Origin of the sequence: Rickettsia endosymbiont of Cantharis rufa, from assembly GCF_964026445.1 — a bacterium.
Classification (GTDB): domain Bacteria; phylum Pseudomonadota; class Alphaproteobacteria; order Rickettsiales; family Rickettsiaceae; genus Rickettsia.
This window is the reverse complement of record NZ_OZ032150.1, coordinates 905,971-925,807: the sequence shown is the minus strand read 5'-3', so window position 1 is coordinate 925,807 and position 19,837 is coordinate 905,971. Positions and strand designations below refer to the sequence as shown.

The following is a 19,837-nucleotide window of genomic DNA, read 5'->3' as shown; positions in this document are numbered from 1 at the left end:
AAATCGAGCTTTTAATTTTAAAAATTTGCTGTATTTATACTTTTTTTTGGATTCCCGCCTACGCGGGAATGACATAAGGAATACGGTATGACATACTATAACAACAAAACAGGAATTTCTAAAATGGATGAAATGAATAAAATAAATTATGCTGAAGCCCTTGAATATCACGAAAAAGATAAACCTGGTAAAATTGCTATTACTGCAACAAAGTCTTTAGTTACTCAGCAAGATTTATCACTTGCTTATTCACCTGGGGTTGCTGCTCCTTGTCTTGAAATTGCTAAATATCTAGAGGAAGTATACAGATATACTGCTCGTGGTAATTTAGTTGCCGTAATCTCTAACGGTACTGCTGTACTTGGTCTTGGTAATTTGGGAGCGGCAGCGTCAAAACCGGTTATGGAAGGTAAAGCCGTACTATTCAAAAAATTTGCCGATATTGATGCAATTGATTTGGAAGTCAATACTGAAGATCCTGAAGAATTTATTAATGCCGTGAAATATCTAGGTTATAGCTTCGGCGGTATTAATCTTGAAGATATTAAAGCTCCGGAATGTTTTATTATAGAAGAAAAGTTAAAGTCATTAATGGATATACCGGTATTTCATGATGATCAGCACGGAACGGCGATTATTACCGCAGCAGGGCTTATAAATGCAACATATCTTACTAATCGTAAGCTTGAAGATCTAAAAATCGTAGTTAACGGTGCAGGTGCTGCCGCTATTGCTTGCATTGATTTGTTAATTGCTCTTGGAGTAGATAAATCAAAGATTATTTTATGTGATACAAAAGGCGTTGTTTATCAAGGGCGCCTAGAGGGCATGAATAAATGGAAAGAGCTGTATGCAAGCGATACTAAGCTTAGAACTTTAGCGGAAAGCTTAAATAATGCAGACGTATTTATAGGGTTGTCGGTAAAAGGGGTGGTAACTAAGGAGATGGTCAGCAAAATGGCAAATAATCCGATTATTTTTGCTATGGCTAATCCTGATCCGGAAATTACTTCGGAAGAGATAAAGCTTGTACGAGATGATGCGATTATAGCAACAGGGCGATCTGACTATAATAATCAGATTAACAATGTTATGGGATTTCCGTATATTTTTAGAGGAGCGTTAGATGTAAGAGCTAAGACTATTAATACGGAAATGAAAATAGCTGCTGCAAAAGCTATAGCAGGACTTGCTCGTAAACCTGTACCTGAAGAGGTGTATAAAGCTTACTTAGGACGTAAGATGGTTTTTGGTAAGGAATACATCATTCCCGTACCGTTTGATCCACGTTTAATTACCGTAGTAGCATCGGCAGTTGCCGTTGCTGCAATAGAAAGTGATGTCGCTAGAATTAAGGACTTCAATATTGGTAAATATAAAAAAGAATTAGGTAGTAGATTAAATCCTACGGCTAACTATATGAATTTCTTAGCTGAAAAAATTCATAATGCACCGCTTAAACGGATTGTTTTTGCTGAAGGGGAAGAGGAAGAAGTAATCTCCGCTGCTCTTATGATGCGTGATGAGAAATACGGTAATCCTATTATAATCGGCCGTTTAGAGCGAATTGAGGCAACATTAAAAAAGATAGGTCAAGATATTAGCTTAGACGGAATTCAAATAATGAATGCAGCTTTAACTGATAGTCTAGAGAAATATATTAATTATTTATATAAAAAACTACAACGCAAAGGTTATTTATATCGTGATTGTGCAAAGCTTGTTAAAACAGATAAAAATATTTTTGCCGCTTGTATGGTGGCATGTGGTGATGGTGATGCTCTTTTAACCGGTGTTACAAAAAGTTATATTGATAGTTTAGAAGATATCATGAAAGTTATTTCGCCGAAATCTGATCGTAGAATATTAGGCTATTCAATTATGATTGCTAAGGACAATAATATTATTATTGCCGATAATTGTATCACCGAATATCCAAATAGCTGGGAGCTTGCACAAATAGCAACCCAAACGGCAGAAATTGCTAAAAATATGGGTATTATTCCAAGAGTTGCACTTCTTTCTTTTTCTACATTCGGCAATTCTTCTAAAGAAAAAACGGCTCGGATACGTGAAGCCGTAAATATACTCGACAATTTTAGTGAAGACAAAGAAGAGCTTAACGGTATGAAAGTAGATTTTGAGTATGACGGTGAAATGTCGGTTAAGGTGGCTTTAGATGGTGATTTACGTAAATTATATAAATTTTGTAGATTATCGGGAACTGCGAATGTATTAATTATGCCGGGTTTAAATTCCGCGGCTATTTCTACTGAATTATTACAAGAATTTTCTTCAAATAGCTTTATAGGTCCTATAACAAACGGTTTTGAAAAACCTGTTCAAATACTTCAAGCTACAGCAACAGCTAATGAAATACTAAAAATAGCAACTTTTGCTTGTATTGAGGCTATTAAAGAGGTTTAAGAGACTATCTATAAATAAATTTTAACCGATAATTCAATTCTTTATTTCTGAATAAAATCTTACAAGCACAGTAACAGCTAGTAAAATATTAAAAATTATGACTTTTACTTGTGCTGAATCTATAAAAGGTCTTTAATTACTAGATATTTAATTAACTTGTGAGAGATAAAATGGAATCATTGATAAAAAATGAAGTAATTAAACTTTTTAATGATAAGCCAAAAAGCGGAATCGCAGGAATTAAAAAATGGTGTGCTGATAATAATAAAGATTTTGCAGAAGAAACCGCTAAATTTTTTTTATGAGGAAAAAAATAATCTAAATTTAGAGTTTGTAGGAGATTATCTTGGAACAGATGGAGGCGATAATAAAAAAGTATTAGAAAGTTTTACTAAGCAATTTAATTTTTAAAGAAAAAGATTATTTAGAAAGTTTACGTGGGTTTTTTACAATCATTTAAATTACCGAGAAAAGCTCAAAAAATAGATAGGCTAACAGAAAGTTTTGGGACGAACTATTATGAAAAAAATTTAAACGGTGAAATAAAAAATAAAGATGACACATATACACTAGCTTACCAAACAATTATGCTTAATACCGACCTGCATAATCCTAGTATTGCCGAACCAAAAAAAATTACTTTCGAGCAACTAAAAAATAATTTAAAAGGTACTAATGAAAGTCAAAATTTTAATGATAATTTTTTGAAAAAGATATACGACGGAATAAAAGCTAAACCCTTCGTACTAAATTTTATAGATAGTAGTCCTGGTTATGAGATAGATAATATAAGTTCACAAAATGATCAAACTTTTAAAAAATTAAGTAAATTCTTAGAAGAAAAAAGAAATATTAGGAACATCTTTCCTAAATTACAAAATAATAATTTAACGACAGAATTTAAAAATCCTAAAACATTGCTTAATAAGCTTACCGGTTATGAAAGGAGTGTAATAGTTAAAGATGAGAAAGGCGGTAAGGCAGAAATTCAAGTCTATAAGCCAAGTGTATTTTCAAGATGGTTTTCGGGAGAAAAGTCTAAAATCACAATTCAGCCTTTAAGTAAAGAAGGAAAGCAGCCCTCGGAACAATCATTAAAGTTAGCAGCACAGATTACTGCAAGCTTTGAAACTAAAGTAACGTCTATTAAAGCAACTTATGATTGTTTAAAGGAAGATTTAAAGAATCAGTATGAGAATATTAGAAATCCTAAAAAAGAATTAGAAAGAGCGAGTTCTATTGCAGAGCTGCATAAGAATATTAAAGAAATTACAGAAATTGCACAACAAACAAATCAACAAATACCTGAAAAAACCTTTGGCTTCTAAAGAGAGTTTTGAAGATCTCACACAAGCAGAGACAGGAATAATGCCGGTAGAAATATTAATAAAGAGTTCATCTCAACCAATAGAAAAGCCAAAATTTAATTCTTTTGTAGAGGAGTTAGCATGGAAAAATGTGCAAAGAAAGCAAATTATTGATACTCCAATAAGTCAAAATAAAGAACCTAAAATACAAACAGATAATCATGCAAAACGTTTAGAAGAATTAAAGCAAAAACAGCAAGAATTAGAAGATAAGAAAAAAGGGCTTGAAGAAAAAACCAATTCTAGTATTACTAGAGAAGAAAAGTGGAAAATTGTTGCAGAATTGGAATCTATTAATAATCAATTTAAAGCTATAGAAAAAGAACGTAGTAATATTAATAGTGTTTCAGATAGAGAAAAACAATTTAATAATAAAAATAACCCCTCATCGCCTACGAAAGGAGAACCGACAGCAGCAGATTCGCAGCAACAAAGGGTATTAGCAGCAATAAAGCGTATGAAAGAAGAGAAAATAAAACAGCAGCAAGCAGAAGCTACTAATCAACTTTCAAAAAATGCTCCAGCTGCGCCTAGTGGTACTATACCAGTGCCGCCTCCAATACCTGGGAGTGGTCTTCATATTCCGCTTCCGCCACCACCTCCTCCGCTTCCATCAATTCCAAAAGGCGTAAAAAAAGAAGCAGAAGATATTGGTAAACAAATGCCTCAAGAAGGTAATAAAGAAGGGCTGGCAAAAGCTATGGAGGCACAAAGAAGAAAGATAGAATCTACAGGAAGGGGAGTATAACTTGCTGCATAGATCGAAAAATAAGCTCGATGTTATCCCGTGGCTTGACCACGGTATCCAGAAAACAATTTAAGATACTAATAATTATTAATATTTTAAGCTGGACCCCGCGATCAAGTCACGGAGTGACAAGAGTGGAATTAATCCACGTAACAGCACCTTATAAGGATAACTTAAAATGGTTAGGATGTCCTACAAGCAACAATGTTTAGGCAATATTCATTATTAAATTTCTTTCTTCTTGATTCAATTAAAGAGTCAACTAATGATATGTTATCTTTATTTCTAGATTTTGCTAAGAGTCTTCCCAATTAAGTGTGTAAACTTTTTTTCAAAGGCCTAGATTATATCTTTAAATTTTATTAAAAAATGAGCCATAGCCGCATTCCAATTTGATATAGGCATGGACCATTTCTTGGTCATGTAATCAATTGCTAAATACAAGCTTTTAAAAACAGCATTATCATTTGAAAAACACGTTTATTTTTAGTGACTTTTCGGAGTTGACTATTAACGGATTCCACAGCATTAGTTGTGTAAATTATTTTTCGTATTTCTTCAGGGTATTCTAAGAAAATCATTAAATTATCCCAATGAACGTACCAAGATTTAGCAATTTGAGGATATTGTTTACTCCATTTAGATTCAAAAGCCTCTAAAGTGGAAGGTGCTTCTTTTTCTGTGCTAGCTGTATAAATAGGTTTTAAATCACCGGCTAGCTCTTTTCGGTCCTTGTATGATACATATCGTAAACTATTTCTAATTTGATGTACAGTACATAATTGATGCTCCGTCTTTGGAAAAACAGCACTTATAGCTTCAGACATACCAGTAGGGTTATCACTACATGCTATCAGTATGTCTTGCATACCTCTATTTCTCATCTCAGTAAAATTACCAAGCCAAAATTTATCTCCTTCATTCTCACTGGCCCACAATCCTAAAATATCTTTTCTTCCTTCTAAATCAATACCTAAGGCAACATATACCGGTTTATTTATAATCCGCTTATCTTGACGCACTTTTACTATTAAACAATCAAAAAATACTTAGCATATACTGGATCTAATGGACGGCTCTGCCATAGCTTAACATCCTCTATTATATCATCTGTGATTTGGCTAATTAAACTCTCGCTTACATCAGCTCCATATAACTCCTGGTCGCACCTCCATTTTACAGATGTGGATATTAAAAGGCTATACGTTCAATAAGAGTTCCGATGACTTTATCATGAATATCCAATGACTTGGAAAAACAAATTGTTTTACGTGTCAGTCTTTTGCATCTTGTTCTAAGATTTAAGTTACCCCGTTCTATCCGTTGAGTATATTTTTTACTAACAATGTGTTTTTTGGGATCTAATAACCTAGCATAACTTCCCCATCCATCTGTAAAGTAAAAAGTAACCTTAAAATCCTCCGGTTTTTTTCAGTAATGATTCTGATGTGCTATCACATCTTGTACCAAAAGTATAAGCAACTACTTTTAACAAAATCTTATCCAAAGAATACCAAAGCCATCTTTGTTTGGATTTATTCTGTACATAAGGCCATTGTTCATCTATTTCAGGAGCAATAATTACTTCTATCGTATTGATAGAATGATTTATCTTTTTTGGCCGCGCCCCCGTATTGCAGCTTAGCATGAATAGTCTATAATCCTCAAACAGTAATAAGAGAGAATTATAGTTAAGGAGTTATGGCAAGAATAGATGTTAAGTGTAGATCAAGAATAGATGTTAAGTGTAGATATTATAACGACACAGAAAAAGTAGTAAAGGCGGGATATTCAATTTCAAAACAACAGAGATATCAATGCAAGCAGTGTAATCGATATTTTTAACTGTAATATATTAATAATGCCTCTAAGCCTGGAGTCAAGACTCAGATAGTAGATATGTCAATCAATGGCTCTGGAGTTAGGGATACAGTAAGAGTATTAAAAGTGGGTATCAATACGGTTATCCGTGTTTTAAAAAAATCTAGCGTTAAAAAAGATAAATCATTCTATCAATACGATAGAAGTAATTATTGCTCCTGAAATAGATGAACAATGGCCTTATGTACAGAATAAATCCAAACAAAGATGGCTTTGGTATTCTTTGGATAAGATTTTGTTAAAAGTAGTTGCTTATACTTTTGGTACAAGATGTGATAGCACATCAGAATCATTACTGAAAAAAAACCGGAGGATTTTAAGGTTACTTTTTACTTTACAGATGGATGGGGAAGTTATGCTAGGTTATTAGATCCCAAAAAACACATTGTTAGTAAAAAATATACTCAACGGATAGAACGGGGTAACTTAAATCTTAGAACAAGATGCAAAAGACTGACACGTAAAACAATTTGTTTTTCCAAGTCATTGGATATTCATGATAAAGTCATCGGAACTCTTATTGAACGTATAGCCTTTTAATATCCACATCTGTAAAATGGAGGTGCGACCTGGCGCAATAATCTTGCTCAGGATAGTGCTCTTACAGCTGCTATCTTAGATCGTCTGCTCCATCATTCCACGATACTCAATATTAAAGGGGATAGTTTCAGACTTAGAAATAAAAAGAAAGCTGGTCTTGTATCAATAGAGGTGATTAATAAACAGGAGGATAATCTTATGACTTAAATATCAAATGATTTCTTATTATACTGTATCAATTTTCAAACAGTATATATTAAAATTATGTATCATTTTTCGACCGCTGTTGACATTCCAGAAAGTTAATAATAGACGATATTAACAGTAGGGATAAAAATGCCGGATATAGAGCCAAAGATATATCCAGCTGAATTTAAAGAATCAGCGATTAGATTAACTATTGAGTCTAAGCAACCTTTTGCTCAAGCAGCTAGAGAACTAGGAATTACGAAGTATAGTCTATATAATTGGGTTAATAAACATTCAAAACTCAAGGAAGTAATGAGATATGAAGAACATCTGTATGATGAATTAAGGAGATTGAAGAAGAACTAGATAGAGTAACACAAGAATGTGATCTATTAAAAAGGCTGCCGCGTACTTTGCAAAAGAATCCCAATAAGGTACGCATGGATAAAGGAAAACAGAGGTAATTTTTCCATTTCTGCTATGTGTAAATTTATGAAAGTATCACGTAATGGTTATTATGAATGGTTAAATAATCTTGGATGTAATAGGGTTAAAGAAGGTAATGAATTAACAAACAGAATTGAAATTATCTTTAAAGAAGGTAGAGGTAATTATGGAACTAGACCTATTAAAAAGGAACTATCACGGCAAGATATAACTGCTAGTAGGAGACGCATTGCAAGACTAATAAAAGAAGCTAATTTGCTATGTAAAACTAAACGTAAATTTAAAGCCATTACTGACTCTAATCATAATAAGCAAATTGCTCCTAATTTATTAAATAGAGAGTTTACAATTTATGCTGCTAATTGTTATTGGGTTGGAGACATAACCTTTGTGCCAACTGGTGAAGGCTGGCTATATTTAGCAACTGTTATTGATCTATTTTCTAGAAAAATTATAGGATGGTCTATGAGTAATAACATGAGAGCTGATTTGGTTAATAATGCTTTATTAATGGCAATATGGCAACGTAAACCAGCAAAAGGGCTTATTTGGCATACTGATAGAGGTAGTCAATATTGTTCTGATAGTCATTTAAAAATTATAAAACAACATGGTATCAAACAGAGTATGGGTCGTAAAGGAAATTGCTTGGATAATGCTGTTGCTGAAAGTTTCTTTCATACTATAAAAACAGAATTAATGTATCAATATAAATTTAAAACTAAGGAGGAAGCAAAATATGCCATATTTGAATATATAGAGGTATTTTATAACCGTATCAGAATGTATTCTGCTAACGATTATTTATCACCAGTAAGATATGAAGAGATACAAAATTGCACTTAAACAACTGTCCGGAAAAGTGTTGACAGATCAAAAGAAAGGCAAGTAAAAATAGACAGCAAAGCCTTAGAAGAATTTTTAACCACAACCCCTAAAATTGATCAATTAAGTGAAAAAAATCTTAGAGAACATTTTAATGTCACAAGAACAAAAGTAGCAGAGAGACCTGAATTTGCTCCTCCTGCTGAAAAAACTAACTATGAAAAAGTTAAATCAGCGGTAAAAGCTGGGACGGGTTATTTTGTTGAATCGTAATTCGGGAACTTAAAAGAAATATATGGTAAAAAGAAAGAGCAGAAACCCGGTACCGTTTTTATTACTCCTAATATTCAAAAGCCAAAAACTCCTGAAATTACTAAAGCAGAAGAAAAAGTACATCATATGCAGGAAAGTTTAACGCACGGTAAGGTTACTTCTCGCAGTAATAATATATCGCCACTACCAACAGAAAGAAGTGCATCTAAGAAACAAGAATCTTCAAGAGGAGTTCAGTTGTTAGTTAAGGTTTATAATAGTGTAATAGATTATATCTTGCCGCAGAGATGTTTAGGATGCTCAGAAATATTAAATAGTAACGGTGAATTTTGTAGTGATTGTTGGAAGAAGTTAGAGTTTATAGCAAGACCTTATTGTAGTATATATGGACAAAGATTTAGTATAAAAGTCTTAGATAACTGCATTTGTGGGCGTTGTTATAGCAGCAAGCCTAATTATGATTCGGCTCGTAGCTTATTAAATTTAATGAATATAGTAAAAAAATAGTTCATCAGTTTAAATATCAAGATAAAACAATATTTGCTAAAACTTTTACTAAGCTTTTATATAACAGATATCATGAAGATATAAACGATACTGATCTAATCATATCCGTACCGATGAATAGGTTTAAAAGGTTACTGCGAATGTATAACCCCGCTCATATTTTAGCTATGGATATTGCAAAAATTACAAATAAAGCTCTAAAGGCTGATATTTTAATTAAAGCAAAATGGACAAAGTTTCAGACCTTTTTATCAAGAAGACAACGAAAGAATAATATAAGCGGTAGTATCAAATTTAACACAAAATATAATATTTCCGGAAAAAAAGTTTTATTAGTTGATGATGTTATTACCACCGGTGTTACTATAAATGAATGTGCTAAAATTTTACGACAAGCGTGGGCAGGGTCGGTAAATGTTATGTCTATTGCGATGACGTGATATGAGTAGAATATGTCATTCCCGCGAAAGCAGAAATCCAGAGAATACTTTAATGCCCAGAAAATACTTTAATGCCAGTACAAAAATTACATATTAATTGACAAAATAAACCTAAAAACTTGTTTTTTAGGTTTTACTGGATTCCCGCTTTCGCGGGAATGACATAGAAGACAATAACCATCAGGAGTGAAGTAACTCATGCAAAATAAAATAAAAAAAGTTTGTGTTATCGGCTCAGGAGTTATGGGGTCAGGGATTGCTGCCTTAATTGCTAATTCATCTAACAAAGTTGTATTGTTGGATATTGCAGCTAAAGATTCCGATGATCCTAATAAAATAGTCAAAGCTGCTAAAGAAAATTTGCATAAACAAAAACCTCCTCCTTTATCTTTTCCTGATAAAGAAAATTTCATTACTATCGGTAATTTAGAACATGATTTAGATTTAATTAAAGAATGTGATTTAGTTATTGAAGTTATTGTTGAGAAGTTGGAAATAAAACATCAATTATATAATAAAATTATTCCTTATCTTAAAGAAGATGCAATTATCGCTTCTAATACCTCTACATTACCGCTTAAAAGACTTAAAGAGAATTTACCGGATAATATCAAATCTAGATTTGTTATTACGCATTTCTTCAATCCCCCAAGATATATGGAGTTATTAGAGTTAATTATTGCCCCTACAGTAAAGCCTGAAGCCATAGAAAGAGTATCAGGGTTCCTAACGAAAATTCTTGGTAAGACTATAGTAAAATGTAATGACACTCCGGGCTTTATAGCGAATAGAGTAGGGTGTTTTTTACTGGAGTTAGTTGTAAGAAAAGCTATAAAAAAGCAGCTTGATTTTGTTACCATAGATAAAATATTCACTTCATGTCTTGGACTACCGAGTACTGGAATTTTCGGTTTATATGATCTGATCGGGCATGATGTAATGAAACTAATATCTAGCTCACTGCTTGCTTCTCTTTCTTCAAATGATGCGTACCATAAAATATATATAAACACACTTGTTCTTGATAAGATGATTAAGCAGAAATTAATCGGGCGTAAAGGCGGCGGTGGGTTTTATCGTTTATCGGTATCAAACGATAAAAAGATTAAAGAAGTTATCAATATAAGCGATTTATCTTATATCCCTGTTCAAAAAGTAGATATTTTATTTAATAGTCTTGATGAGCTTCTTGCGAGTGATTCGGTTTATGGCAAGTTTTTCAGTGAGATTATCACGGAATCTTATATTTATTTAGCAAGCTTAGTACCATCTGTAACCGATAATATTTATGATATAGATGCTGCTATGAAACTTGGTTATAGCTGGAAATACGGTCCTTTTGAATTATTGACTATAGCGGCTAAAGATGGCTGGGACTTAGTAATCAAAAATGCCAGTTTAATGTATATATCACTCCCGCCGTATTTAGCCAATAAAGAATATCAAAAAATTGATAAACAAAAATTTAATTCTCACAAAGATATTTTACAAGAAAGTCAGATAGTATTAGAAAACGATTCTGCAAAGCTAATAAATTATCATGAAAATTTCATTTTCGTTATTACTACCAAGATGAATTGTTTAAATCATAACGTGTTTTACTTACTTCAAGAAGCAGCGAGTAAAGCTGAAAATGATGGTAAAAATCTTTATATTTATCCACAAGGAAATAATTTTTCTGCCGGTGCAGATTTAAAGCTTCTTCTTCCCTATATTGAAGAAGGAAATTTTCATGATCTAGAAAATTTATTGAAGCTAGGGCAACAAACTATGTTGCACTTAAAATATTCGGGAGTTCATATTGTTAGTTGTGCCAAAGGGGTAGCACTTGGAGGAGGGTGTGAGCTGCTACTGCACTCAAGCTATATTGTAGCAAATCAGGAACTGAGTGCTGGACTCGTAGAACTTGGTGTTGGTTTAATACCCGGGTGGGGCGGTGTTACTGAAATGTTTGCTCGAAGCAAAGGAGATAAAACTAAAATAATTAGAAATATCAGAAATATTTTAGAGCAGAATAAATCAAGTTCAGCCGATTATTTTAAAGCAGATTATGATGTAGAGAATATGCAAATAAATATGAACAAGAATTACATTTTGGAAGAAGCTTTAGAACTAAATCTAGCTAAAAAAATAGTACCGATCCCGTATAAAATTACTTTGCCTAAAGTAATTTTAGCAAATGAAATAGATACGTCAAAATATAATGATCTACCAAATAAAGTACTTAGCAAATTCCAAAATATTATTGATAAACACCATGAAACAAATGAAGAAGAATTACTTACCTATGAGCGGGAAATATTTTTAGAACTCGCAAAAGATCTAAAAACTATAGAGAAGCTGAAATCGATTGTGGGGTATTGAGGTCGTCTCTGTAAAAGTATTGTTGCATGGTCCGAAAAATCCGCTCAATGTCATTCCCGTGTAGGCGGGAATCCAGAAAAATAACTTCAATATTGATATAGAAGCTACATATTTGATAAAATAAACATACAAAAACAAGTTTCCATGTGTTTTACTGGATTCCCGCCTACGCGGGAATGACATAAACGAGCCATGCAACAACGCTTTTAGTAGCTCGCAATGACGATATCAACTCTTTGAAGCAATGCTAAATTATTTGTAGTAAGAAGGCTTGAAATAACATAAAAAATGGAATAAACCACAAAATGGTGAACCATTAAATTCTATAGCCCCATTAGAGTAAAAATGCTGCATGTAATATTTGTAAGATATATTGACAATTATTATTTAGAATTAGTTTTTGATAATGGAACAAAAGGTATTATAAATCTATATCCACATCTTAAAGGGTCAATTTTTGAACCGCTTCAAGATAAAAATTTATTTAATAAGGTAACAATAGACGAAGAATCACAGACTATTAGTTGGTCTAACGGTGCAGATTTTACTCCGGAATTTTTAAAAGAGAATTTAGAATCTGTTTGAGATTCTAAAAGTAATTTAGCTCATAAGAAAGATCAATTTTGGATAATTCATAAACAGCATTATATATATAATTAATATCGAATTCATTATAGTGTTGTTCTGATAAATTCGTCACTTTATAATATATACCGAATTTATATAATGAACTGAAAAAATTGGACAAAAAATAGTTGGTGTATCTTGGTAATAAGTTAGAATGCAGGCAATAACTTATAGGATATAAAATGACAAGAAAACAGATACGGAATTTCAGTGCTAAAGAGAAGACAAGGATAGTGTTAGAATTATTAAAAGAGGATGTAACAATATCACAGTTATCATCTAAATATGAGGTTAGCAGCAATAGCATATCACATTGAAAGAAGTAGTTTTATCAAATGCAGCGATAGCATTTGAGCCAGCCAAGGTAGTTAGTGAATATCAAGAGCAAATTAATAGACTTAAGGAACAGAATGATGAACTAGCGAAGGATTTGGGGAAAACTACAATCGAGAGGGATTGGGCAGTGGGAAAGCTAAGAAGCTTGGATTTATTAAATAGAAAGAGTCTTGTAGAGTCCAAGCTAGGACAATTACCAAAGACAAGACAATGTGAATTATTAGGGGTTAACCGTTCTTCAGCATATTATAAAGTACAAGAGGTTAGTAGCTATAATATAAGTATATTAAATAGAATAGATGAGATATATACAGATAATCCAGAATTTGGATATCGTTATATATATCATCAATTATTAGAAGATGGGTATAAGATAGATCGAGATCGAGTACTAAAATATATGAGATTAGTTGGTATTGAAGCGATATATCCTCATAAAAAGAAACTCACTACCATCAAAGATGGTGAGCATAAAATATACAGCTATCTACTTGATAAATTCTGGATTAAAACAGATAAGACTAAGAAAGTAGTTGTTCCTACTGCCAATGAGGTTTGGAGCGGAGATATTACATATATTCGCACTAAAGGCGGCTTTATGTATCTAACAGCCATTATAGATTGGCATAGCAAAGCCATATTAAGCTATAAACTGTCGAATAGTATGGATGGACTATTAGTTACTGATGTATTGAAGGAGGCATTAAGTAAGTATCAAGCTCCGCAGATTTTGAATAGTGATCAGGGTAGTCAATATACTAGCAATGATCATATAAGTATTCTTAAAAGTCATGATATACAGATATCAATGAATGGTAAGGGCAGAAATATTGATAATATTGTTATTGAGCGTTTCTTTAGGACACTGAAATATAATTGTATATTTATTAATGATTATCAAAATATAGGAGAACTTAAAGAGGGTATCAATGATTATATCAGTAAATAGGTCGCACCTCCATTTTACAGATGTGGATATTAAAAGGCTATACGTTCAATAAGAGTTCCGATGACTTTATCATGAATATCCAATGACTTGGAAAAACAAATTGTTTTACGTGTCAGTCTTTTGCATCTTGTTCTAAGATTTAAGTTACCCCGTTCTATCCGTTGAGTATATTTTTTACTAACAATGTGTTTTTTGGGATCTAATAACCTAGCATAACTTCCCCATCCATCTGTAAAGTAAAAAGTAACCTTAAAATCCTCCAGTTTTTTTCAGTAATGATTCTGATGTGCTATCACATCTTGTACCAAAAGTATAAGCAACTACTTTTAACAAAATCTTATCCAAAGAATATCAAAGCCATCTTTGTTTGGATTTATTCTGTACATAAGGCCATTGTTCATCTATTTCAGGAGCAATAATTACTTCTATCGTATTGATAGAATGATTTATCTTTTTTAACGCTAGATTTTTTTAAAACACGGATAACCGTATTGATACCCACTTTTAATACTCTTACTGTATCCCTAACTCCAGAGCCATTGATTGACATATCTACTATCTGAGTCTTGACTCCAGGCTTAGAGGCATTATTAATATATTACAGTTGAAAATATCGATTACACTGCTTGCATTGATATCTCTGTTGTTTTGAAATTGAATATCCCGCCTTTACTACTTTTTCTGTGTCGTTATAATATCTACACTTAACATCTATTCTTGATCTACACTTAACATCTATTCTTGCCATAACTCCTTAACTATAATTCTCTCTTATTACTGTTTGAGGATTATAGACTATTCATGCTAAGCTGCAATACGGGGGCGCGGCCTAATTTAGATTAGTATTCTTAAGTTAAGAAGTGTTTAATTTATCAATCGTTGGTAAATCAAACTTGTCACGAAAATTGATAATTATCTATTGGCTAACTCTTAATATACAAAAAACTAAATAAATCTCATACTCAAAGGTTGGTTAGAGAAATTAAAGAATTTTTAGGTAATAATAAAAAGTAACTTGCGGCTAATATATAGCTGAATGAGTTTTCGGTGTTAATGTCACTACTAATGTCATATTTAGCTCGTGCCATCTGTAGGTATAATGTTACGCTGTTTATAACCGCCAAAGGTAGAAACAATATCCGTAGAAAATTCAGGACCATCCTTAGAGTCATAAGATATTTCATGCAGGAATTGCACCTCGGCAAAGAAAAACATATGTAAGAAAGAATTTTTGGTCGCCCCCCCGTATTGCAGCTTAGCATGAATAGTCTATAATCCTCAAACAGTAATAAGAGAGAATTATAGTTAAGGAGTTATGACAAGAATATATGTTAAGTGTAGATCAAGAATAGATGTTAAGTGTAGATATTATAACGACACAGAAAAAGTAGTAAAGGCGGGATATTCAATTTCAAAACAACAGAGATATCAATGCAAGCAGTGTAATCGATATTTTTAACTGTAATATATTAATAATGCCTCTAAGCCTGGAGTCAAGGCTCAGATAGTAGATATGTCAATCAATGGCTCTGGAGTTAGGGATACAGTAAGAGTATTAAAAGTGGGTATCAATACGGTTATCCGTGTTTTAAAAAAATCTAGCGTTAAAAAAGATAAATCATTCTATCAATACGATAGAAGTAATTATTGCTCCTGAAATAGATGAACAATGGCCTTATGTACAGAATAAATCCAAACAAAGATGGCTTTGATATTCTTTGGATAAGATTTTGTTAAAAGTAGTTGCTTATACTTTTGGTACAAGATGTGATAGCACATCAGAATCATTACTGAAAAAAACCGGAGGATTTTAAGGTTACTTTTTACTTTACAGATGGATGGGGAAGTTATGCTAGGTTATTAGATCCCAAAAAACACATTGTTAGTAAAAAATATACTCAACGGATAGAACGGGGTAACTTAAATCTTAGAACAAGATGCAAAAGACTGACACGTAAAACAATTTGTTTTCCCAAGTCATTGGATATTCATGATAAAGTCATCGGAACTCTTATTGAACGTATAGCCTTTTAATATCCACATCTGTAAAATGGAGGTGCGACCTAATTATTTAAGATGGATTATTAGATAAAGCTATTGAATAGTATTTGCTAACCTAACATTAAAACCCAAAAAGCTTGATTTTATGCTGCATCCACCGTTTGATATTTTTGTAGAAATACCGAAAAATGAAGGATGGTGCACCCGAGAGGAGTCGAACCCCTAACCTTATGATCCGTAGTCATATACTCTATCCAATTGAGCTACGGGTGCTAAGTTTGAAGTACTTAATTTCCAAGCCTTATTTCTTGTTGCTAACATACGAAGAAGCATATATAAAAGCGTAGCATTTGTCAAGAAACATAAAGTGTTCTTATACCTCTCTTAATAATAAAATATAAAAAATTACAATTAATAGTCGAATATTATATTAGATATTGTATATATAGGTTTATAAATTAACATGAGAAAAAAATGAGGCCGCGCCCCCGTATTGCAGTTTAGCATGAATAGTCTATAATACTCAAACAGTGATAAGAGAGAATTATAGTTAAGGAGTTATGACAAGAATAGATGTTAAGTGTAGATCAAGAATAGATGTTAAGTGTAGATATTGTAACGACACAGAAAAAGTAGTAAAGGCGGGATATTCAATTTCAAAACAACAGAGATATCAATGCAAGCAGTGTAATCGATATTTTTAACTGTAATATATTAATAATGCCTCTAAGCCTGGAGTCAAGACTCAGATAGTAGATATGTCAATCAATGGCTCTGGAGTTAGGGATACAGTAAGAGTATTAAAAGTGGGTATCAATACGGTTATCCGTGTTTTAAAAAAATCTAGCGTTAAAAAAGATAAATCATTCTATCAATACGATAGAAGTAATTATTGCTCCTGAAATAGATGAACAATGGCCTTATGTACAGAATAAATCCAAACAAAGATGGCTTTGATATTCTTTGGATAAGATTTTGTTAAAAGTAGTTGCTTATACTTTTGGTACAAGATGTGATAGCACATCAGAATCATTACTGAAAAAAACCGGAGGATTTTAAGGTTACTTTTTACTTTACAGATGGATAGGGAAGTTATGCTAGGTTATTAGATCCCAAAAAACACATTGTTAGTAAAAAATATACTCAACGGATAGAACGGGGTAACTTAAATCTTAGAACAAGATGCAAAAGACTGACACGTAAAACAATTTGTTTTTCCAAGTCATTGGATATTCATGATAAAGTCATCGGAACTCTTATTGAACGTATAGCCTTTTAATATCCACGTCTGTAAAATGGAGGTGCGACCTATTTTTTCAGTTATTGCAAGTATTGTGGCCGGAACATTTATAACGTTATTTTTTACCACTTCTTTTTTCCCATCTATTTCTATGGTAGAAGTTTCATTAGGATCAGCTCCAAATGTCCCCTTAAAGGCTTTTTTAAAATCTTCGCTATTGATATCTATAGGTTTTTTACCTGCTATTATTTGATTTTTTAACTGCCCTAGAACATAACCTCCTATATCTCTTATATCGTTTCTTGCGCCACTAATAATTTCTTTAATTTGGTTCTCATTAATAGGTGATTTAGCTTATTGGTTATCTTTAGACATAATAAAATCGCTAACTTAATTATTAATTTAATTAAACTATTATTGAATTCTATTAACAAGTTAATTTAAATTAAACTAGGTTAAATATTATTAAGTTATACTTAAAAAGCACTTAGTGAGATTTTTATTGATAAGTTTTTGAGGAGGAAAAGGCATTGTTTGATGTATATAGTGAAATGTATTGAATTAGGTGACATTTCTACTCCATCTTTTAATTTTTAAAGAACATATCTCATACCGTAAATGGGTTGGCATTAGCGATATTCGCTATATCTTTATAAAATAAAATATTTCTTATAAATATCATCTAATTCAACGCATTTCACTATAGTAAAATCGTTATTGCAAAAAGAAGCTGTAAGTTTCGACGAAGCAATCCAGTAAAAAAATACCAAAAGTTAGTATTTTTCATTGTTTTTTGGATAATGTGGCGGGGCCACGGTATGACACCGAACGCGTTTTTTTGATCCACGCAGCAATGTCCGCTCGCAATGACAATTTTAGTTAGTAGCTTTTTAGTATTTATGCAACAGAATCTATCCATGAAATGGTTTCCATGCTACCAACCAGATCTACTGGAGTTACTCCGCTGTAGCTTGGTAAGTTATCATAAACAAAATGCCCAACACCTGCTGCTACATTTAATATGCCAGCTACGTCGTGATATGCGATCTCTGCGGTTTTTGCAACTGTACAAGCTGCACTCTCTACAGTTTTTGCTGCATTTCCCGGTGAAGCTATAATTGCTGCTGTGACAAATGTTGCCATAACGGCTGTAGGATAGTGATAAATAGCACTCGCAGCTGTGCCTACTACAGTTTTTACAACTTCAGGCATAACGAGACTAAATGCGTGTCCGGTCATTACTTCAGCGGCAAATTTTTTGTAAGCACAGAGTCCAAGAATACCTCGAATTGCTGTTTTTAGTGGCATAAGTAGCGGTTAAAGCAGGATATCCCCCACAGTTTGCGGCACCTGTTGTGGCGTCTGCAAAATGTTTTGTAACACTTGCAAAGTAGTTATATGTGGTTTCAGAAACTTTCGCCCCCATATATGTAGTCGAATTATTTACTACTTCAGACGGTATGTTATTAGAAACTATATTTTTTGAAAAAAGTTAAACATAATTTTTTCCCTTAAAAAATTTATTGATCTAATTACTAACTAAGATCTAATTTCTAGTTAATAAATAATAATTAGTTAATTTATTGCGGCTAAAAATTATAATTCGTTTCGACGGTCCTCTCTTTGTCTTAAAGGCATTATACAATAATATTTAGTCACATGTCAAGAGATAATATTAATTACTCTTAAAAAATTAAGAAACTTTTTACTACAGTATCTAACAAACATATTCTATCATTGACCATCTATCGTATCCGTGGTTATGTCCACACTATTCTAAAAAATACTATATGTGATGATGTTATTTAAAATAAATCCTGAATGGATATTGAATTTTAGAAGTGAAATATTAACTGGCTGATTTAAAATATTTCCTTTTTTCGCTAGTGATTATTTTTACATTACAATTATTGCGATTGCCTATTGGTTAAATCCAAGAAATAGATTATTTTTGGATTTAGACTGGATTATATCATTTGCAACATTACTGAATGTTATTATTAAAAAGGCTTTTTCTATTCCTCGTCCACCTAGTACATTACATATGTTACCTATTAATGATGGATCATTTGGTTTCCCTAGTGGAGATGTACAGGTGTCTACCGCTCTCTTCATGATAATATTTTTATCATTTAATTCAAAAACGTTAAAAATAATGTCTATCGCAATGATTATTAATATTATGTTTTCACGCCTATATCTTGGAATACATAGTATATATGATGTTATAGGCGGTATGATTTTGGGATGTTAATTTCTTTATTTTATAGAAGTAACTTTATGCAACTACAAATAAGTAGATGGGAAAATAGTGCTAAATCTTATTATTGTACATCGGCTTTTGTGATAGGTATATGTTTCTTTTTATGAAAAGACAATCCTTTTTCCTCACTGCTTTTATTACCAATAGGAACTTTAGTGGGTTATGGTATCGTATATACTCGCTTTAAATATAATTATAATTTGATCTTAAATAATGTTCAAAAAACTATAGGTATAATTACTAGTTTCACCCTGTTATTCTTTCTTTATAAAACTTTTTCTGTAATAAAAAATTCAACAATATTATTTAATCTCATACTTTTGCTTAAATTTGCTTTATCACCTGTTTTAATTTTTATTTTACTTCCTATGATACAAAGAGAACTAAAAAATAGATTAAATTAAATTTCTTTC

Annotated in this window: 25 protein-coding genes, 1 tRNA gene and 5 pseudogenes; 22 read left to right on the top strand and 9 right to left on the bottom strand. The window is 32.1% G+C overall.

Annotated features, from left to right (window positions below; translation table 11 throughout):
- Window positions 1–123 precede the first annotated feature (123 nt).
- The 4 genes from AAGD46_RS05240 to AAGD46_RS05225 all read left to right on the top strand — a co-directional run bounded on the left by AAGD46_RS05240 (window position 124) and on the right by AAGD46_RS05225 (window position 4,542).
- On the top strand, window positions 124–2,427 hold the full coding sequence (locus AAGD46_RS05240; RefSeq protein ID WP_341787908.1) for an NADP-dependent malic enzyme: 2,304 nt from the start codon (window positions 124–126) through the stop codon (window positions 2,425–2,427).
- 210 nt (window positions 2,428–2,637) lie between these two features.
- Entirely contained in the window at window positions 2,638–2,838 is a 201-nt protein-coding gene (locus AAGD46_RS05235; RefSeq protein WP_341786806.1) for a Sec7 domain-containing protein, read from the top strand.
- Window positions 2,839–2,864: 26 nt separating this feature from the next.
- Window positions 2,865–3,755, top strand: a complete 891-nt coding sequence (locus AAGD46_RS05230; RefSeq protein ID WP_341786805.1) for a Sec7 domain-containing protein — start codon at window positions 2,865–2,867, stop codon at window positions 3,753–3,755.
- A complete protein-coding gene (locus AAGD46_RS05225; RefSeq protein WP_341786804.1) occupies window positions 3,745–4,542 on the top strand; it encodes a hypothetical protein in 798 nt (265 codons plus the stop codon). Before AAGD46_RS05230 ends, AAGD46_RS05225 begins: the two co-directional genes overlap by 11 nt.
- Window positions 4,543–4,976: 434 nt before the next feature.
- On the opposite strand, the pseudogene AAGD46_RS05220 reads toward AAGD46_RS05225, so the two are convergent.
- From AAGD46_RS05220 to AAGD46_RS05215, 3 genes and pseudogenes are all read right to left on the bottom strand, one after another.
- Window positions 4,977–5,644: pseudogene (locus AAGD46_RS05220) on the bottom strand (IS256 family transposase).
- 89 nt (window positions 5,645–5,733) lie between these two features.
- Window positions 5,734–5,898: pseudogene (locus AAGD46_RS09280) on the bottom strand (IS1 family transposase); the annotation flags it as partial.
- 55 nt (window positions 5,899–5,953) lie between these two features.
- The gene (locus AAGD46_RS05215) at window positions 5,954–6,190 is read right to left on the bottom strand and encodes an IS1 family transposase (RefSeq protein ID WP_341786803.1); all 237 of its coding nucleotides are present in this window, start codon (window positions 6,188–6,190) and stop codon (window positions 5,954–5,956) included.
- 251 nt (window positions 6,191–6,441) lie between these two features.
- Between AAGD46_RS05215 and AAGD46_RS09275 the strand changes: the two genes are divergently transcribed.
- From AAGD46_RS09275 to AAGD46_RS05170, 11 genes and pseudogenes are all read left to right on the top strand, one after another.
- Window positions 6,442–6,585, top strand: coding sequence for an IS1-like element transposase (locus tag AAGD46_RS09275; protein WP_341786690.1), 144 nt, complete (start codon window positions 6,442–6,444; stop codon window positions 6,583–6,585).
- On the top strand, window positions 6,542–6,793 hold the full coding sequence (locus tag AAGD46_RS09270) for an IS1 family transposase (protein ID WP_410525979.1): 252 nt from the start codon (window positions 6,542–6,544) through the stop codon (window positions 6,791–6,793). Before AAGD46_RS09275 ends, AAGD46_RS09270 begins: the two co-directional genes overlap by 44 nt.
- The gene (locus AAGD46_RS09265) at window positions 6,706–6,963 is read left to right on the top strand and encodes an IS1 family transposase (protein ID WP_410525978.1); all 258 of its coding nucleotides are present in this window, start codon (window positions 6,706–6,708) and stop codon (window positions 6,961–6,963) included. Before AAGD46_RS09270 ends, AAGD46_RS09265 begins: the two co-directional genes overlap by 88 nt.
- A 51-nt stretch (window positions 6,964–7,014) precedes the next feature.
- Window positions 7,015–7,170 (top strand): annotated as a pseudogene (locus tag AAGD46_RS05205) (ATP-binding protein); the annotation flags it as partial.
- A gap of 129 nt (window positions 7,171–7,299) precedes the next feature.
- The gene (locus AAGD46_RS05200; RefSeq protein ID WP_341786802.1) at window positions 7,300–7,518 is read left to right on the top strand and encodes a transposase; all 219 of its coding nucleotides are present in this window, start codon (window positions 7,300–7,302) and stop codon (window positions 7,516–7,518) included.
- 57 nt (window positions 7,519–7,575) lie between these two features.
- On the top strand, window positions 7,576–8,445 hold the full coding sequence (locus AAGD46_RS05195; protein ID WP_341787907.1) for an IS3 family transposase: 870 nt from the start codon (window positions 7,576–7,578) through the stop codon (window positions 8,443–8,445).
- A 528-nt stretch (window positions 8,446–8,973) separates the two neighbouring features.
- A pseudogene (locus tag AAGD46_RS05190) lies at window positions 8,974–9,323 on the top strand (double zinc ribbon domain-containing protein); the annotation flags it as partial.
- On the top strand, window positions 9,318–9,644 hold the full coding sequence (locus AAGD46_RS05185) for a ComF family protein (protein ID WP_341787906.1): 327 nt from the start codon (window positions 9,318–9,320) through the stop codon (window positions 9,642–9,644). The pseudogene AAGD46_RS05190 and the gene AAGD46_RS05185, both read left to right, overlap by 6 nt.
- A gap of 198 nt (window positions 9,645–9,842) precedes the next feature.
- Entirely contained in the window at window positions 9,843–12,008 is a 2,166-nt protein-coding gene (locus AAGD46_RS05180) for a 3-hydroxyacyl-CoA dehydrogenase/enoyl-CoA hydratase family protein (RefSeq protein ID WP_341786801.1), read from the top strand.
- Window positions 12,009–12,353: 345 nt separating this feature from the next.
- Window positions 12,354–12,593: a DUF2442 domain-containing protein gene (locus AAGD46_RS05175; protein WP_341786800.1), complete on the top strand. Its 240-nt coding sequence runs from the start codon at window positions 12,354–12,356 to the stop codon at window positions 12,591–12,593.
- A 355-nt stretch (window positions 12,594–12,948) separates the two neighbouring features.
- Window positions 12,949–13,920 carry an IS3 family transposase gene (locus tag AAGD46_RS05170; RefSeq protein WP_341786799.1) on the top strand — a complete coding sequence of 324 codons (972 nt, stop codon included), beginning with the start codon at window positions 12,949–12,951 and terminating at the stop codon, window positions 13,918–13,920.
- 29 nt (window positions 13,921–13,949) lie between these two features.
- Here AAGD46_RS05170 and AAGD46_RS09260 read toward each other — a convergent pair whose 3' ends face one another.
- The 3 genes from AAGD46_RS09260 to AAGD46_RS09250 form a co-directional block, all read right to left on the bottom strand.
- Window positions 13,950–14,183 (bottom strand): IS1 family transposase, encoded by a 234-nt coding sequence (locus tag AAGD46_RS09260; RefSeq protein WP_410525955.1) that lies wholly within the window; start codon window positions 14,181–14,183, stop codon window positions 13,950–13,952.
- An 88-nt stretch (window positions 14,184–14,271) separates the two neighbouring features.
- Window positions 14,272–14,325: a hypothetical protein gene (locus AAGD46_RS09255; RefSeq protein WP_410525954.1), complete on the bottom strand. Its 54-nt coding sequence runs from the start codon at window positions 14,323–14,325 to the stop codon at window positions 14,272–14,274.
- Between the two features lies 1 nt (window position 14,326).
- The gene (locus AAGD46_RS09250) at window positions 14,327–14,470 is read right to left on the bottom strand and encodes an IS1-like element transposase (RefSeq protein ID WP_341786690.1); all 144 of its coding nucleotides are present in this window, start codon (window positions 14,468–14,470) and stop codon (window positions 14,327–14,329) included.
- Between the two features lie 963 nt (window positions 14,471–15,433).
- On the opposite strand from AAGD46_RS09250, the gene AAGD46_RS09245 reads away from it, so the two are divergent.
- The 3 genes and pseudogenes from AAGD46_RS09245 to AAGD46_RS09235 form a co-directional block, all read left to right on the top strand.
- On the top strand, window positions 15,434–15,577 hold the full coding sequence (locus tag AAGD46_RS09245) for an IS1-like element transposase (RefSeq protein ID WP_341786690.1): 144 nt from the start codon (window positions 15,434–15,436) through the stop codon (window positions 15,575–15,577).
- On the top strand, window positions 15,534–15,632 hold the full coding sequence (locus tag AAGD46_RS09240) for an IS1 family transposase (protein WP_410525950.1): 99 nt from the start codon (window positions 15,534–15,536) through the stop codon (window positions 15,630–15,632). The genes AAGD46_RS09245 and AAGD46_RS09240 overlap by 44 nt, the downstream gene beginning before the upstream one ends.
- A 157-nt stretch (window positions 15,633–15,789) precedes the next feature.
- Window positions 15,790–15,954, top strand: a pseudogene (locus tag AAGD46_RS09235) (IS1 family transposase); the annotation flags it as partial.
- A gap of 163 nt (window positions 15,955–16,117) precedes the next feature.
- On the opposite strand, the gene AAGD46_RS05155 reads toward AAGD46_RS09235, so the two are convergent.
- A tRNA-Arg gene (locus AAGD46_RS05155) sits at window positions 16,118–16,194 on the bottom strand.
- A 485-nt stretch (window positions 16,195–16,679) separates the two neighbouring features.
- Here AAGD46_RS05155 and AAGD46_RS09230 point away from each other — a divergent pair.
- From AAGD46_RS09230 to AAGD46_RS09220, 3 genes are all read left to right on the top strand, one after another.
- Complete coding sequence (locus AAGD46_RS09230) at window positions 16,680–16,823, top strand: IS1-like element transposase (protein ID WP_341786690.1); 144 nt, start codon at window positions 16,680–16,682, stop codon at window positions 16,821–16,823.
- Window positions 16,780–16,878 carry an IS1 family transposase gene (locus tag AAGD46_RS09225; protein WP_410525950.1) on the top strand — a complete coding sequence of 33 codons (99 nt, stop codon included), beginning with the start codon at window positions 16,780–16,782 and terminating at the stop codon, window positions 16,876–16,878. Before AAGD46_RS09230 ends, AAGD46_RS09225 begins: the two co-directional genes overlap by 44 nt.
- A gap of 166 nt (window positions 16,879–17,044) precedes the next feature.
- A complete protein-coding gene (locus AAGD46_RS09220) occupies window positions 17,045–17,200 on the top strand; it encodes an IS1 family transposase (protein ID WP_410525951.1) in 156 nt (51 codons plus the stop codon).
- Here the strand turns inward: AAGD46_RS09220 and AAGD46_RS05145 are convergent.
- On the bottom strand, window positions 17,144–17,290 hold the full coding sequence (locus tag AAGD46_RS05145; RefSeq protein WP_341786798.1) for a hypothetical protein: 147 nt from the start codon (window positions 17,288–17,290) through the stop codon (window positions 17,144–17,146). The two genes, AAGD46_RS09220 and AAGD46_RS05145, sit on opposite strands and share 57 nt — an antisense overlap.
- Before the next feature lie 768 nt (window positions 17,291–18,058).
- Window positions 18,059–18,469, bottom strand: a complete 411-nt coding sequence (locus AAGD46_RS05140; RefSeq protein WP_341786797.1) for a hypothetical protein — start codon at window positions 18,467–18,469, stop codon at window positions 18,059–18,061.
- Between the two features lie 643 nt (window positions 18,470–19,112).
- On the opposite strand from AAGD46_RS05140, the gene AAGD46_RS05135 reads away from it, so the two are divergent.
- Window positions 19,113–19,415, top strand: coding sequence for a phosphatase PAP2 family protein (locus AAGD46_RS05135; protein ID WP_341786796.1), 303 nt, complete (start codon window positions 19,113–19,115; stop codon window positions 19,413–19,415).
- The last annotated feature ends 422 nt before the right edge of the window (window positions 19,416–19,837 follow it).